The organism is Pseudomonas sp. ATCC 13867 (assembly GCF_000349845.1).
Lineage (GTDB): Bacteria > Pseudomonadota > Gammaproteobacteria > Pseudomonadales > Pseudomonadaceae > Pseudomonas.
Genome location: NC_020829.1, coordinates 4,651,226 through 4,666,559 on the forward strand (window position 1 = coordinate 4,651,226; position 15,334 = coordinate 4,666,559).

At 60.0% G+C, this 15,334-nt stretch carries 7 protein-coding genes, 2 tRNA genes and 3 rRNA genes; 3 read left to right on the forward strand and 9 right to left on the reverse strand.

Features of this window, described 5'->3' with window-relative positions; genetic code table 11:
- Positions 1 to 236 precede the first annotated feature (236 nt).
- Positions 237 to 842, reverse strand: a complete 606-nt coding sequence (locus H681_RS20860) for a hypothetical protein (RefSeq protein WP_015478879.1) — start codon at positions 840 to 842, stop codon at positions 237 to 239.
- 204 nt (positions 843 to 1,046) lie between these two features.
- On the opposite strand from H681_RS20860, the gene mksB reads away from it, so the two are divergent.
- From mksB to mksF, 3 genes are read left to right on the forward strand one after another with little or no spacing between them, the layout of a single operon-like run.
- Complete coding sequence (mksB, locus tag H681_RS20865; RefSeq protein WP_015478880.1) at positions 1,047 to 2,324, forward strand: Mks condensin complex protein MksB; 1,278 nt, start codon at positions 1,047 to 1,049, stop codon at positions 2,322 to 2,324.
- Positions 2,314 to 3,087: an Mks condensin complex protein MksE gene (gene mksE / locus H681_RS20870; protein WP_015478881.1), complete on the forward strand. Its 774-nt coding sequence runs from the start codon at positions 2,314 to 2,316 to the stop codon at positions 3,085 to 3,087. The genes mksB and mksE overlap by 11 nt, the downstream gene beginning before the upstream one ends.
- On the forward strand, positions 3,084 to 5,930 hold the full coding sequence (gene mksF / locus H681_RS20875; protein ID WP_015478882.1) for an Mks condensin complex protein MksF: 2,847 nt from the start codon (positions 3,084 to 3,086) through the stop codon (positions 5,928 to 5,930). Before mksE ends, mksF begins: the two co-directional genes overlap by 4 nt.
- A 224-nt stretch (positions 5,931 to 6,154) precedes the next feature.
- Here mksF and H681_RS20880 read toward each other — a convergent pair whose 3' ends face one another.
- From H681_RS20880 to H681_RS20915, 8 genes are all read right to left on the reverse strand, one after another.
- Positions 6,155 to 8,455, reverse strand: a complete 2,301-nt coding sequence (locus H681_RS20880) for a PqiB family protein (RefSeq protein WP_015478883.1) — start codon at positions 8,453 to 8,455, stop codon at positions 6,155 to 6,157.
- Positions 8,448 to 9,068 carry a paraquat-inducible protein A gene (locus tag H681_RS20885; protein ID WP_015478884.1) on the reverse strand — a complete coding sequence of 207 codons (621 nt, stop codon included), beginning with the start codon at positions 9,066 to 9,068 and terminating at the stop codon, positions 8,448 to 8,450. The genes H681_RS20880 and H681_RS20885 overlap by 8 nt, the downstream gene beginning before the upstream one ends.
- Entirely contained in the window at positions 9,055 to 9,711 is a 657-nt protein-coding gene (locus H681_RS20890; protein ID WP_015478885.1) for a paraquat-inducible protein A, read from the reverse strand. Before H681_RS20890 ends, H681_RS20885 begins: the two co-directional genes overlap by 14 nt.
- A gap of 387 nt (positions 9,712 to 10,098) precedes the next feature.
- Positions 10,099 to 10,214, reverse strand: a 5S ribosomal RNA gene (gene rrf / locus H681_RS20895).
- A gap of 134 nt (positions 10,215 to 10,348) precedes the next feature.
- Positions 10,349 to 13,239, reverse strand: a 23S ribosomal RNA gene (locus H681_RS20900).
- A gap of 226 nt (positions 13,240 to 13,465) precedes the next feature.
- A tRNA-Ala gene (locus tag H681_RS20905) sits at positions 13,466 to 13,541 on the reverse strand.
- Between the two features lie 27 nt (positions 13,542 to 13,568).
- Positions 13,569 to 13,645 (reverse strand) — tRNA-Ile (locus tag H681_RS20910).
- A 152-nt stretch (positions 13,646 to 13,797) separates the two neighbouring features.
- A 16S ribosomal RNA gene (locus H681_RS20915) occupies positions 13,798 to 15,334 on the reverse strand.
- Together the 16S, 23S and 5S rRNA genes with 2 tRNA genes alongside form the textbook arrangement of a ribosomal RNA operon.

Consider the following 15,334-nt stretch of genomic DNA (forward strand, 5'->3'; position numbering starts at 1 on the left):
GGCACTCTCCTTTCCCGGCTCCCTGTTCCTGGGGGCCTGTTGTTATTCGTCCGGTCGAGCGGATCGCGACCTGGGTCGAGACTCGGCGCCGTGATGCCACTATAGGAATTAGCGGGTCGGGAGGGGCCGACCCATAGTCGAGTAAATCGCACCGGCCATCCAGGTACGGCCCTGTGCTGGAGGAAATCGCGGGCTCGATTGTTACCCATCGTCACACCCGCGTTACAGATATCGGTTCAGCGCTGGCGGAACAGTCCGATCAGGTGCTCGGCGATGGCGCCCTTGATGGAGTTCAGGTTCAGTCGCGAGTGTGCCTGCAGCTTGGCGATGTTCAGGCGATGCAGATGCAGCGAGGGCATGCGCGCCTCGTACTCGCGCAGATCGCCCTTGACCAGCACCGGCAGGAAGGTGTCCTCACGCATCCGGTAGCGATTGATCAGCAGCTTCAGCCCGTCCTGGAACGGCAGCTCGCGGGACGCCACCAGACGGTGCTCGCCAGGGACTTTCAGGTACAGGCCGCTGTAGCCCATCGTCTCGCCCGGCAGGATGTGGATGCCGGTGGGCTCCACCGCGTCGGCGGGGATGTCATGGAAAGTGTCGAACCAGGCCTGCTCGTCCGGGAGAATGGTGATCCCGCCTTCCTGGGTTTCCGGGATCACGAAGCTGTAGTTGCTGTAGAGCTTCTCGACATACGACGAATAGATGCACAAACGGTTTTCGAAACGCTGCAGGAAGGCGATGGCTTCGTTGCGGTCGGTGATGGCGTCCAGGTCCCAGTCGAGGTCGCTCTGGCGCTCCAGTTCGGCCCACCGGGCTTTGGCAAGTGCGGCGTCGTAGGTCATGGTGGTAAATCAGTTGTCGTCCGACTGACTCTGGCAGAAAACATGCCAGAAAATTCAGCCATTTAGCGACGAGTTTCCGTGATCCATTTCACGCCGGGATCGCTCGTACCGTCGCTATCTGACGCGTTTCGTCACTCTGTCGGCCAGCGCAGACCCTTTGCAGTACAATCGCTCCCTTTGTTCATTCCGGGCCCAACCAAGCCGATGATCGACCCACGACGCGTACTCCGCGCCCTCGCCGAACACTGGGTGCTGCTCGAACCGCTGTGCGAGCGTTTCGACGCCGGCACCCTGAGCCTGGTGGAACTGCGCAACCAGCTCACCAGCCAACTGCCCGACAGCACCCCGGTGGACATCACCGCCCTGCTCGACCAGTGGGTGCGCCTGGACATCCTCGTCCCGGTGGCCAAGAGCCCCAACCGCTTCGAGCTGAACGCGCAGATCCACGACTTCCTCGCCTACCTGCGTCAGGAACACCGCCTGGGCCTGTGCCTGGAGATCGAGGCCTACCTGCGCCACCTGGAACGCCTCGCCGGCTACATTCGCGACGCCTTCGAAGTGCGCGACGGCAACGACCTGTCCCGCCAACTGCGCCTGCTCGACATGCGCGTGCGCGACGTGCTGAAGAAGCTCGCCAACGACGAGCAGGCACTGGTCGCCGTAGCCGAGCGGGCGAAAACCCAGGACCGGCAGATTCCGCTGCGCCAGCGCTATGCGGAAGTCCTGGCGACCTGGGACGAATACGTCGAGCCGATGATCCAGCTGGTCTCCGCCGATGGCGCCTTCGAACAGGGCGTGCACCGCGTGGAACAGGTGCTGCTGCGCCTGCTCGGCGAACAGGCGCGCCTCGGCCAACTGGTGGACGACGACCAGTTGCTGCGTACCCACGCGCGCATCCTGGAAATGCAGACCACCGCCCAGCTCACCCTGCGCCGCGCCCGCGAACTACTGCTGCCGCTGCGCGAGGAAGCGCGCCGGCACAACGCGATCACCCGCGGCGCCGCCCTGGCGCTGTCGGTCATCCGCCGCAAGGGCATCGATGCCGTGCCGCAGGCCGCCCTGCCGATGTTCACCCGGCCGCAGAGCAACTTCCTGGGCACCGCCTCGCAGGTCGAGAGCTACGTCTTCGCCCTCGCCAACTTCCAGCCCAAGCCGGCGCATTTCCCCAAGGCCAGCGGCAATCGCAAGAGCGACGGCCCGCAGCGCTCGCCGCGCACCGCCCGGGAAATGCTCGACCGCTGCCAGGCCGCGCTGCCACTGCCGGACCTCATGCAGTGGCTGCTGGAGCAGGAGCCCGAAGGCGCGACCGACGAACTGCTCTACTGGTTCTCGCGTCTGTCGCGCGATGCCCGCTTCCAGCGCGACCGCCTCGATCGCCGCCAATACGACACTCTCCAGCACAGCGTCAGCCTGTGCTCCTTCGCCCTGATCGCCGGCCCGAGCGCTGGCAAGGACAGCAAGAGCGAATCGCATGCAGATTAATCTCACCGAAATGACCCAGCTCGCGCCGATCTTCCGCGAGCTGTTCAAGGGCTTCCACATCAGCCGCCGCGACCCGGAGCTGTACAGCCAGCTGTCCAACCAGCAGGACGCCTACCGCGCGCTGTTCCGCAGCCTGGGCTACGAGCTGGTCTGCGATACCCGCGGCTTCTACTACTTCGTGCCCGAGCAGATCGGCGCCCAGGTGAACAAGACCGCCCAGCGCCTGGCGCTGTTCACCTTCATCCTCGTCGAGCACCTGGCCGACCAGGGCCGCGACCCGCTGGCCGTCCTCGATGGCGGCAGCATCGGCCGCGACGAGCTGCCGCCGCTGCTGGAGAAGTACCGCGACCTGTTCCTGCAGGCCGAGGTGACCACCCAGGAAGAACTGGAAGAGAAGGTCATGCGCCGCCTCACCCAGCTCGGCTTCGCCGCCGAGGACAACGGCGTATATCGCTTCCTGCCACCGATCCACCGCTTCCTCGACGTCTGCCTGTCGGTCCAGCAGGACCGCGACCTGGCCAGCAACCTGCACGCCAGCGAAATGCAGTTCAGCGCACCGGTGCTGATGGACGAAGACGACGAGCCGGTGGTGATCCTCGAGTCCTATGTGGACGTGCAGACTGCCGGAAACGAAGACGCCATCGTGGTGATCGACGAACCGGCGGCGCCCGCTGAAGTTGCCACTGCTGCAGTTGCCGAAGAAGAGAGCGAAGAAGACGCCCTCGCCCGCGCCATCGCCGAAGAACAGGAGGCCCAGGCATGACCCAGGAACGCTACGGCATCCGCCGCTTCGCCCTGCTCAACACCGCCGGCTACAGCCTCGGCATCTTCCCGCTGGAACAGCCGCTGTCGGTGTACGGCGCGAACAACCTCGGCAAGTCGGCGTCGATCAACGCACTGCAGTTCCCAATCCTCGCGCGCATGTCCGACATGAGCTTCGGCAAGTACAGCCTGGAAGCCTCGCGCAAGTTCTACTTCGCCACCGACACCAGCTACATTCTCATCGAACTGGACCTGCCCCACGGTCGCCATGTGATCGGCGTCGGCGGGCGTGGTCCGGGCGGCGGCTTCGGCCACCAGTTCTTCGCCTACCAGGGCGAGCTGAATCTTGAGCACTACCAGAAGAACGGCACCTGCCTGCGCCTGCGCGAGCTGTACGCAAACCTCGAGCGCGAGGGCATCAAGTCCTACGAGCTCAAGCCCGACGAGCTGCGTCGCCTGCTGGTTGGCGGCCACACCTCGATCCCGCTGGACCTGACCCTGATCCCGCTACGCTCCACCAGCGAACAGAGCCTGAAGACCTTCCGCTCGCTGTTCATCAACCTGCTGCACATGCGCGAGATCACCGCCGCCAAGCTCAAGCAACTGTTCCTCGATGCCTTCGAGCACAGCCTGCGCTCGGGCAGCGTCGACTACATCGCCGCCTGCGAAGAAGCCTTCCGCGACGTGCGCCGCATGGAAGGCGACTACCAGGCCCTGGTCGCCGCCGGCCCCCTGGTCGAGGCACTGGCCAACGGCGTGCAGCAACGCGAACTGCTACGCGGCAAGATGCACCGCCTCTCGCCGCTGCTGGATAACCTGCTGGGGACCTGGGAAGACTATTCCGGGGCGCGCAAGGAAGAACTGGTCATCCAGGCCGAGCACTACCGCCGCGAGCAGGACGGCCTGCAGAACGAACAGCGCGGCAGCACTGCCGAACTGATGCGCCTGGAGCGCGAGATCAGCGAGATCCAGCGCTGGATGGGCGAACTGGCCGTGCTGAAGAACCGCTTCGCGCTGGTCGATGACGTCAAGGTGCTGGAGCAGCAACTGCTCGCCGCCAAGGACGCCCACGACGAACTGGCCGGCGCCCTGGCGCATTCCCGGCAGTTCTCCAGCGAAGACCTGGAAGAGCGCATGCGTGATCTGGAGAAACGCCTGAAGGGCGTCCGCCAGCAGCTCGAACACGCCGACAACAACAGCTATGCCCGCCTGCGCGAGGAGTTCTCCCAGCAGGACGTGGAGCGCCTGATGCGCCTGTTCAACGGCGCGCTGTTCAGCCTGCCACTGGGCGAGAAAGGCGTGGACCTGGACGAGGCCGGCCAATGGGTAGGCAGCGTCGAGAAGATCCTCGATGCCTTCAAGGGCGAGCGCTTCGAAGTGCCCGGCCTGACCATCGACCTGTCGCACATCGAGCCACCGGCCCTGCAAGCCCTGGCCGACCGCGCCGCCCTGCGCGACCAGAAGGAGCGCCTGGAGAAGGAGCTCAAGCAGCTCAAGACCCAGCAGGCCGTGGCCGCCGACCGCAATGCCAGCAAGGCGCAGGCGGACAAGCTGTACCAGGACGTGCTCGACGCGCAGAAGGCGCTGGAAGACTTCCGCCGGGCCCAGACCCTGAGCGCCGAGGAGCCGGCCAAGCTGGAACAGCTGGCACAACTGGAAGCGACCCAGGACGAGTTCAAGCGCTCCGCCGACGCCTTCACCGAGCGCGTCCAGCAACTGTCCGCCAAGCTGCAACTGGTGGGCCGCCAGCTCGCCGACCTGGAAGCCAAGCAGCGCACCCTCGACGACGCCCTGCGCCGCCGCCAACTGCTGCCCGCCGACCTGCCGTTCGGCACGCCGTTCATGGACCCGGTGGACGACTCGCTGGAGAACCTGCTGCCGCTGCTCAACGACTACCAGGACACCTGGCAGGCACTGCAGCGCGTGGACGGCCAGATCGAGGCGCTGTACGCCCAGGTGCGCCTGAAGGGCGTCGCCAAGTTCGACAGCGAGGATGATCCGGAGCGTCGCCTGCAATTGCTGATCAACGCCTACGCGCACCGTACCGACGAAGCGCTGACCCTGGCCAAGGCGCGCCGCGCCGCAGTCACCGACATCGCCCGGACCCTGCGCAACATCCGCAGCGACTACGACAACCTGGAACACCAGCTGGCGCTGTTCAACCGCGAGATCAACAAGCGCCAGGTGTCCAACCTGCAGAGCTTCCGCATCGTGCTGGCGCCGAACAAGGACGCGCTCAAGCACATCGACCAGATCATCCACAGCGCCGGCCAGTACGAAGAAGGCGAGAATCTCTCGGTCTTCGACTTGACCCAGAGCGCCGAGCAGGATGCGAAGAACGAGGAAGCCAAGGACTACCTGTCGCGCCTGGTGGCGGCGAACAACAACCAGTTGGGCCTGAAGGACCTGTTCGAATTGGCGTTCGAGATCACCAAGATGGGCGGCCAGCCGATCATGCACACCGATATCGACGGCGCGGCCTCCAACGGCACCACCATGACCATCAAGGCGCTGACCAACATGTACCTGTTGCTGCACCTGATGGACCGCGAACAGGCTGGCCGTGTACGCCTGCCCTACTACCTCGACGAGGCAGCGGACATCGACGAACGCAACCAGTCGGCGCTGCTGGAGACCAGCCTGCAGCTGGGCTTCGTGCCGATCCTGGCGAGCGTGAAGCCGCAGGTCTCGGCCCAGGTGGCCATCGACCTGGAAGGCGGCAGCGGCCCCAGCGGCATCTACATCGACGAAGCGGACTGGAAGTTCATCCGCCGCCGCGCTCTCGATAATGAGGGCGAAAAGTCCGCGCACCACGACGTGGAGGCCAGCGCCGAGCCGGCGTGACCTTCCCGGCGTTGAAGCAAAAGCCCCGCAATGCGGGGCTTTTGCTTTTCCGACGTCCCGCGGACCTGCTCTTGTAGGAGCGAGCTTGCTCGCGAACCACATAAAACACCGAAGCCCAGCAAGACTCCATTCGCGAGCAAGCTCGCTCCTACGAAAAGCTCCTCAGCCCGCAACGGGACATCAGAATAAAAAAGGGCCGTTCCCTTTTTCTGTTCGACGTTAACTCAATTCGCCTTGCCCAGCGGAATCTTCGGCGCCCAGTCCAGCCACTCCTCGCTGGACTCGTCGAACAGCGCGAAGGTCTGCCCCGGCTTGGCCGGCGCACCCATCTCGGCATTGTTCGGCGTAGCGAAGGCAACGCCACCGGAGAGGATGGTTTCGAACGACTCGGTACGCACCTTCACGCCCTTGAACAGACCGGCATCCACCCCGACACCACTGGTGTTCCAGAACCGGCTGCCAGTGCGCACCAGCGGCGCGTACCGCGGTTCGATCAGAATGTGGATCAGCACCCGGTCGCCCGTCTCACCCAGCTCGAAGGAGGTCACCTTGCCGACCTGCACCTCGCGGTAGGTCACCGGCACGCCCGCCTTGAGCGAGCCGCGCCGGGATGCACTGAGGGTCAGGCGCAGGCCTTCGGCGTCCAGCAGGCGGTTCGGCTGACTGGCCAGCAGGTTGAAGGAGCCCTGTGCCTGCCCCGGCTTCTCGGCAGGCAGCACCTCGATGTACTGCCCACTGACGAGGGTACCCAGGTTGGACACACCGGAAAGCCCGACCTCCGGCCCAACCACCCAGAAGCGCGTACCCTGGCGTGCGATGCGATCCTCCGCACGGGTCAGGCGCGCCTTCATCTGTACGCCGCTCATGTCCTTGCTCAGGTCGACCTGCTCGACACGCCCTACTTCCAGGCCCTTGTAACGCAGCACGGTGCCTTCCTTCAGGCCGTCGGCGGTGCTGGCGCGCAGCTCGATCACCTGGCCCTTGGCATGGGCCGCGTCCTCGCTGTCGAACAGCGCGAAGCGACGCACCTTGGTCACTGGAGGCGCCTTGGGGTTCGGCGTATCGAAGGCGATCCCGCCGGCGATCAGGGTTTGCAGTGATTCGCTCTTGAGCTTGATGCCATCGAGCCCACCGCTGACGGTCACCCCGCTGACGTTCCAGAAGCGCGTCGAGGTGTTCACCAGATTGGCGTACTCCGGCTCGACGTGCACACCAATGATCAGCCGCGACGGATCACGGCGAGACAACTGGTAGCTCTGTACGCTACCCACCTTCATTTGCCGGTAGAGGAGCGGCGTCCCCACTTCCAGCGAGCCCAGCTTGTCGGTCGTCAGCACCAGGTGCAGTCCAGGAGAGTCCAGGTTCAGCGGCGGCGCCTTGGGGCGGATGACGAAGTCGCGGGTCGGCTGGCCGGTCTTGGCGAAACGCACACTGATGTAGTTGCCCTTCACCAGCGCTTCCAGGCCGGTGATCCCCGCCAGGGAAATGCTCGGCTTGACCAGCCAGAACTCGGTATCGCCATTGAGGAAGTCTTCGGTACGCGGATCCATCGACAGCGACGCGGTGGCGCCGTTGAAATCCTGGTCCATATCGATGCTCTTCACGGTGCCGACCTGCACGCCGTTGTACATCACCGGCGTGCTGCCGGCGTTGAGCCCGCTGACATCGGTGACCTTGAGCCTGACGCTCAGACCGGCCTGGGCGGCATCGTAGTCCTCATAGAGGCGGAACGGCTTGGTCGAATCCGTTGGCGGGCTATCCGGATAGTTCTCCGGCGTCGCGAAGGCGATACCGCCCGCCGCAATGGATGCCAGTGACTCGGTACGCAACTTGAGACCGCTCAGGTCGCCGGACAGGGTGATGCCGCTGGCATTCCAGAAGCGCGTGTGTTTACGCACCAGATTGGCGTAGGCCGGCTCGATGTGAATCTTCACCTCGATGGTCTTCTGGTCCTCGGCCAGGTGGTAGCTCTTCACCTGACCGACCTGAATCTGCCGGTAATAGATCGGGCTCCCCTGCTCCAGCGAGCCCAGTCGATCGGCCTTCAGCGTCAGGTGCAGGCCGGGCAGGCTGTCGGACAGCGGCGGCGGCTCCTTCAGCGCGGTGAACTCCCTCTGCTGCTCCCCCTTCACCGGGTCGATGGCAATGTAGTTGCCCGATACCAGGGTCTCCAGGCCGGTCACCCCAGCCAGCGATACGCGCGGCTTCACCAGCCAGAAGCGGGTGTTCTCGCTCAGGTATTCGGCCGCCTCCTTGCGCATCTCGACGACCGCCGTAACCCCCAGGTCAGGCTTGTTCACATGCAGGTCGGTCACTTTGCCGACGGCGATTCCCTTGAACATCACCTCGGTCTTGTTGATCTGGATACCGTCACCGCTTTCGAAGCGGATATTGATCATGATCCCCGCCTGATCGTAGGCCCGCCAGGCCAACCAGGCACCGATGGCCAAGGCGATCAGCGGCAGGATCCAGATTGCCGACCAGTTGGAGGTCTTGCGCATCTTCGGGGTGGGAAGATCACTCATTGTCGTTTTCCGCGTCCGTGTTATCCCAGATCAACCGGGGATCGAAAGTCACTGCTGCCAGCATGGTCAGTACCACCACGCTGGCGAAGGCTGCCGCACCGAGGTTTGCCTCGATAGTGGCCAGATTGCCGAAATTCACCAGGGCTACCAGGATCGCGATGACGAAGATATCAAGCATCGACCAGCGTCCGATCCACTCGATGAACCGGTACATCACGATCCTCTGCCGAGCCGACAGTGGCTGGCAGCGCTGTACCGAATACAGCAGCAGAGTGATACCCACCAGCTTGAAGGTGGGGACCAGGATACTGGCGACGAAGACCACCGCGGCGATCGGCACCATATCCGCATTGATCAGCTCGACGACCCCTTCCATGATGGTCGCCGGCATCCCGTTACCCAGGAAGTTGACCGTCATGATCGGCAGCAGGTTGGCGGGTATATAGAGAATGGCGGCCGTGACCAGCAGCGCCCAGGTCCGTGCCAGGCTGTTCGGCCGGCGATCATGCACAACCGCACCGCAGCGGCTGCAGGTGGTCTCGTCATCCTCGGCGCGACGGTTGAGCTGGTGGCACTCGCCACAGATCAGAATCCCTGCATCAATGGCCCGCATCGTCGAACTCCCCGGACAATTCACCCCAGACCTGATGGTGTGACATGGTCACCTCCAACCAGACCTGGGTAAACAACAGGGCCACGAAGCAGGCCAGCCCCAGCCCGACGTGCAGCTCGGCCATACCGATCAGCTTCACGATCGACACCAGGATGCCCATCAGGTAGACCTCGAGCATCCCCCATTCGCGCAGGTGCTGATACCCACGGAACATCAGCATCCCCTGGTCCCGTAGCACCCGGAAACGCAAAGTCAGCAGCACGAAGAACTGGCAGAGCAGTTTGGCCAGCGGAATGATCATGCTGCACAGGAACACCAGGACGGCAACGCCTTTCATGCTCGAATCATAAAGGCCCAATACCCCACTCCAGACCGTATCGGTACTGACCTGCCCAAGGATGGTGATATGCATGATCGGCAGAAAGTTGGCGGGTATATAGAGCAGCAACGCCGTCAGCACCAACGCCAGCGCGCGTCGCACCATGTAAGGACGGTGGATCTCCAGCTCATAGCCGCACCGTGGACAGACAGACTTCTGCCCCAGCGGCACGAGCTCGCGTCGCATCAAAAGATCGCACTCATGGCACGCGGTCAACTGATCCAGCGGCAGGTGCTGTAGCGCATCACCTTGGATTTCGGACATGAAAAAACTCAGGGAAAATTTGACGCTATTGTAGACGAGGCTGCACGCTCAAAGCTGCGATGCATAGGCATCGAGTCACTTCGAACATTCCGAGCCCAGTAACACACCGGCTCCTCCGTAGGAGCGAGCTTGCTCGCGAACCCGGCGAGAGCACACCGTCATATTCGATGAAATGACACCCGCGAAGCGCATACCCGAACGCGGTTATTCGCGCCCCCAACCCGGGCCTTGCACCCCGTCGGAACGGACTCCGTCCGCGATCGCCATTGTTCAGTCCGCCCCGCCACTCCAAGTGGGCTTTGACAGGCCGGCAGCGCAACCCAACTTTCCCGCGCGCAAAAGCAAAGCCCCCGACCAGCAGAGCTGATCAGGGGCTTTGGGATAGGAGCTTGACGATGACCTACTCTCACATGGGGAAACCCCACACTACCATCGGCGATGCATCGTTTCACTACTGAGTTCGGGATGGGATCAGGTGGTTCCAACGCTCTATGGTCGTCAAGCAATTCTTTCGGACGCTCGTGGCTTGCGCACACGCTCATCCCGATTCGGGTATGTGACAGGTAACTTGCGGTTCACACGAACTTTCGGTTCGTTACGTCTTCACCGTACAACACGCAAATTGTTTGGGTGTTATATGGTCAAGCCTCACGGGCAATTAGTATCGGTTAGCTCAACGCCTCACAGCGCTTACACACCCGACCTATCAACGTCGTAGTCTTCGACGGCCCTTCAGGGGACTCAAGGTCCCAGTGAGATCTCATCTTGAGGCTAGTTTCCCGCTTAGATGCTTTCAGCGGTTATCTATTCCGAACATAGCTACCCGGCAATGCCACTGGCGTGACAACCGGAACACCAGAGGTTCGTCCACTCCGGTCCTCTCGTACTAGGAGCAGCCCCTCTCAAATCTCAAACGTCCACGGCAGATAGGGACCGAACTGTCTCACGACGTTCTAAACCCAGCTCGCGTACCACTTTAAATGGCGAACAGCCATACCCTTGGGACCGGCTTCAGCCCCAGGATGTGATGAGCCGACATCGAGGTGCCAAACACCGCCGTCGATATGAACTCTTGGGCGGTATCAGCCTGTTATCCCCGGAGTACCTTTTATCCGTTGAGCGATGGCCCTTCCATACAGAACCACCGGATCACTAAGACCTACTTTCGTACCTGCTCGACGTGTCTGTCTCGCAGTCAAGCGCGCTTTTGCCTTTATACTCTGCGACCGATTTCCGACCGGTCTGAGCGCACCTTCGTACTCCTCCGTTACTCTTTAGGAGGAGACCGCCCCAGTCAAACTGCCCACCATACACTGTCCTCGATCCGGATGACGGACCAGAGTTAGAACCTCAAGCATGCCAGGGTGGTATTTCAAGGATGGCTCCACGCGAACTGGCGTCCACGCTTCAAAGCCTCCCACCTATCCTACACAAGCAGGCTCAAAGTCCAGTGCAAAGCTACAGTAAAGGTTCACGGGGTCTTTCCGTCTAGCCGCGGATACACTGCATCTTCACAGCGATTTCAATTTCACTGAGTCTCGGGTGGAGACAGCGCCGCCATCGTTACGCCATTCGTGCAGGTCGGAACTTACCCGACAAGGAATTTCGCTACCTTAGGACCGTTATAGTTACGGCCGCCGTTTACCGGGGCTTCGATCAAGAGCTTCGCTTTCGCTAACCCCATCAATTAACCTTCCGGCACCGGGCAGGCGTCACACCCTATACGTCCACTTTCGTGTTTGCAGAGTGCTGTGTTTTTAATAAACAGTCGCAGCGGCCTGGTATCTTCGACCGACATGGGCTTACGCAGTAAATGCTTCACCCTCATCGGCGCACCTTCTCCCGAAGTTACGGTGCCATTTTGCCTAGTTCCTTCACCCGAGTTCTCTCAAGCGCCTTGGTATTCTCTACCCAACCACCTGTGTCGGTTTGGGGTACGGTTCCTAGTTACCTGAAGCTTAGAAGCTTTTCCTGGAAGCATGGCATCAACCACTTCGCTCTCTAAAAGAAAGCTCGTCATCAGCTCTCGGCCTTGAACACCCGGATTTGCCTAAGTGTTCGGCCTACCACCTTAAACTTGGACAACCAACGCCAAGCTGGCCTAGCCTTCTCCGTCCCTCCATCGCAGTAACTAGAAGTACAGGAATATTAACCTGTTTCCCATCGACTACGCTCTTCAGCCTCGCCTTAGGGACCGACTAACCCTGCGTCGATTAACGTTGCGCAGGAACCCTTGGTCTTTCGGCGTGGGAGTTTTTCACTCCCATTGTCGTTACTCATGTCAGCATTCGCACTTCTGATACCTCCAGCAAGCTTCTCAACTCACCTTCACAGGCTTACAGAACGCTCCTCTACCGCGCATCTTGCGATGCACCCGTAGCTTCGGTGTATGGTTTGAGCCCCGTTACATCTTCCGCGCAGGCCGACTCGACTAGTGAGCTATTACGCTTTCTTTAAAGGGTGGCTGCTTCTAAGCCAACCTCCTAGCTGTCTAAGCCTTCCCACATCGTTTACCACTTAACCATAACTTTGGGACCTTAGCTGACGGTCTGGGTTGTTTCCCTTTTCACGACGGACGTTAGCACCCGCCGTGTGTCTCCCACGCTGACACTTCCAGGTATTCGGAGTTTGCATCGGTTTGGTAAGTCGGGATGACCCCCTAGCCGAAACAGTGCTCTACCCCCTGGAGTGATACGTGAGGCGCTACCTAAATAGCTTTCGAGGAGAACCAGCTATCTCCGAGCTTGATTAGCCTTTCACTCCGATCCACAAGTCATCCCCTGCCTTTTCAACGGAAGTGGGTTCGGTCCTCCAGTCAGTGTTACCTAACCTTCAACCTGCTCATGGATAGATCGCCCGGTTTCGGGTCTATACCCAGCGACTAATTCGCCCTATTAAGACTCGCTTTCGCTACGCCTTCCCTATTCGGTTAAGCTCGCCACTGAATATAAGTCGCTGACCCATTATACAAAAGGTACGCAGTCACCTAACAAGTAGGCTCCCACTGCTTGTACGCATACGGTTTCAGGTTCTATTTCACTCCCCTCTCCGGGGTTCTTTTCGCCTTTCCCTCACGGTACTGGTTCACTATCGGTCAGTCAGTAGTATTTAGCCTTGGAGGATGGTCCCCCCATATTCAGACAAAGTTTCTCGTGCTCCGTCCTACTCGATTTCACTTCAAAGAACCTTTCACATACGGGGCTATCACCCACTATGGCCGCACTTTCCAGAGCGTTCTGTTAGATTCAAAGAAGCTTAAGGGCTAGTCCCCGTTCGCTCGCCACTACTAAGGGAATCTCGGTTGATTTCTTTTCCTCAGGGTACTTAGATGTTTCAGTTCCCCTGGTTCGCCTCTTGCACCTATGGATTCAGTACAAGATACCTAGGTTATCCTAGGTGGGTTTCCCCATTCAGAGATCTCCGGATCAAAGTCTGTTTGCCGACTCCCCGAAGCTTATCGCAGGCTACCACGTCTTTCATCGCCTCTGACTGCCAAGGCATCCACCGTATGCGCTTCTTCACTTGACCATATAACCCCAAGCAATCTGGTTATTGTCTCGAACGTGAAGACGACATTCGCCGAAAATTCGCGCTTGAACTCGCAAATTTTACCTTGACTTGAATAATCACCAGTGAAAGAGATTATTCAGTCTACTTCTATCACATACCCAAATTTTAAAGAACGGTTCTGGCACAAAGACCAGACAGCAAGGTTCGTTCACCGAACATTCCTGTCTGAGCTTTCGACGATTAATGGTGGAGCCAAGGAGGATCGAACTCCTGACCTCCTGCGTGCAAAGCAGGCGCTCTCCCAGCTGAGCTATGGCCCCATCGGATCAGCAGCACACCACAACAATTGGTGGGTCTGGGCAGATTCGAACTGCCGACCTCACCCTTATCAGGGGTGCGCTCTAACCAACTGAGCTACAGACCCAATCGTTCGGGCTTTGGCAGCTTGTCGACCTCACCCGCTCTCTATCCAAGAGCCGGGGGGCGCGCTCAAACCAACCGAGCAGCAAACCTATCGTCTAACCAGTGAATCAAGCAATTCGTGTGGGAGCTTATGAAGAAGCTGAGATCTTCGATTAAGGAGGTGATCCAGCCGCAGGTTCCCCTACGGCTACCTTGTTACGACTTCACCCCAGTCATGAATCACTCCGTGGTAACCGTCCCCCTTGCGGTTAGACTAGCTACTTCTGGAGCAACCCACTCCCATGGTGTGACGGGCGGTGTGTACAAGGCCCGGGAACGTATTCACCGTGACATTCTGATTCACGATTACTAGCGATTCCGACTTCACGCAGTCGAGTTGCAGACTGCGATCCGGACTACGATCGGTTTTATGGGATTAGCTCCACCTCGCGGCTTGGCAACCCTCTGTACCGACCATTGTAGCACGTGTGTAGCCCTGGCCGTAAGGGCCATGATGACTTGACGTCATCCCCACCTTCCTCCGGTTTGTCACCGGCAGTCTCCTTAGAGTGCCCACCATAACGTGCTGGTAACTAAGGACAAGGGTTGCGCTCGTTACGGGACTTAACCCAACATCTCACGACACGAGCTGACGACAGCCATGCAGCACCTGTGTTCCGATTCCCGAAGGCACTCCCGCATCTCTGCAGGATTCCGGACATGTCAAGGCCAGGTAAGGTTCTTCGCGTTGCTTCGAATTAAACCACATGCTCCACCGCTTGTGCGGGCCCCCGTCAATTCATTTGAGTTTTAACCTTGCGGCCGTACTCCCCAGGCGGTCGACTTATCGCGTTAGCTGCGCCACTAAGATCTCAAGGATCCCAACGGCTAGTCGACATCGTTTACGGCGTGGACTACCAGGGTATCTAATCCTGTTTGCTCCCCACGCTTTCGCACCTCAGTGTCAGTATCAGTCCAGGTGGTCGCCTTCGCCACTGGTGTTCCTTCCTATATCTACGCATTTCACCGCTACACAGGAAATTCCACCACCCTCTACCGTACTCTAGTCAGGCAGTTATGGATGCAGTTCCCAGGTTGAGCCCGGGGATTTCACATCCATCTTACCAAACCACCTACGCGCGCTTTACGCCCAGTAATTCCGATTAACGCTTGCACCCTTCGTATTACCGCGGCTGCTGGCACGAAGTTAGCCGGTGCTTATTCTGTTGGTAACGTCAAAACAGCAAGGTATTAACTTACTGCCCTTCCTCCCAACTTAAAGTGCTTTACAATCCGAAGACCTTCTTCACACACGCGGCATGGCTGGATCAGGCTTTCGCCCATTGTCCAATATTCCCCACTGCTGCCTCCCGTAGGAGTCTGGACCGTGTCTCAGTTCCAGTGTGACTGATCATCCTCTCAGACCAGTTACGGATCGTCGCCTTGGTAGGCCTTTACCCCACCAACTAGCTAATCCGACCTAGGCTCATCTGATAGCGCAAGGCCCGAAGGTCCCCTGCTTTCTCCCGTAGGACGTATGCGGTATTAGCGTTCCTTTCGAAACGTTGTCCCCCACTACCAGGCAGATTCCTAGGCATTACTCACCCGTCCGCCGCTGAATCCGGGAGCAAGCTCCCTTCATCCGCTCGACTTGCATGTGTTAGGCCTGCCGCCAGCGTTCAATCTGAGCCATGATCAAACTCTTCAGTTC

Coding starts and splice junctions, on each gene's coding strand:
- H681_RS20860 (WP_015478879.1), bottom strand. CDS start 842: ATGACCTACGACGCCGCACTTGCCAAAGCCCGGTGGGCCGAACTGGAG.
- mksB (WP_015478880.1), top strand. CDS start 1,047: ATGATCGACCCACGACGCGTACTCCGCGCCCTCGCCGAACACTGGGTG.
- mksE (WP_015478881.1), top strand. CDS start 2,314: ATGCAGATTAATCTCACCGAAATGACCCAGCTCGCGCCGATCTTCCGC.
- mksF (WP_015478882.1), top strand. CDS start 3,084: ATGACCCAGGAACGCTACGGCATCCGCCGCTTCGCCCTGCTCAACACC.
- H681_RS20880 (WP_015478883.1), bottom strand. CDS start 8,455: ATGAGTGATCTTCCCACCCCGAAGATGCGCAAGACCTCCAACTGGTCG.
- H681_RS20885 (WP_015478884.1), bottom strand. CDS start 9,068: ATGCGGGCCATTGATGCAGGGATTCTGATCTGTGGCGAGTGCCACCAG.
- H681_RS20890 (WP_015478885.1), bottom strand. CDS start 9,711: ATGTCCGAAATCCAAGGTGATGCGCTACAGCACCTGCCGCTGGATCAG.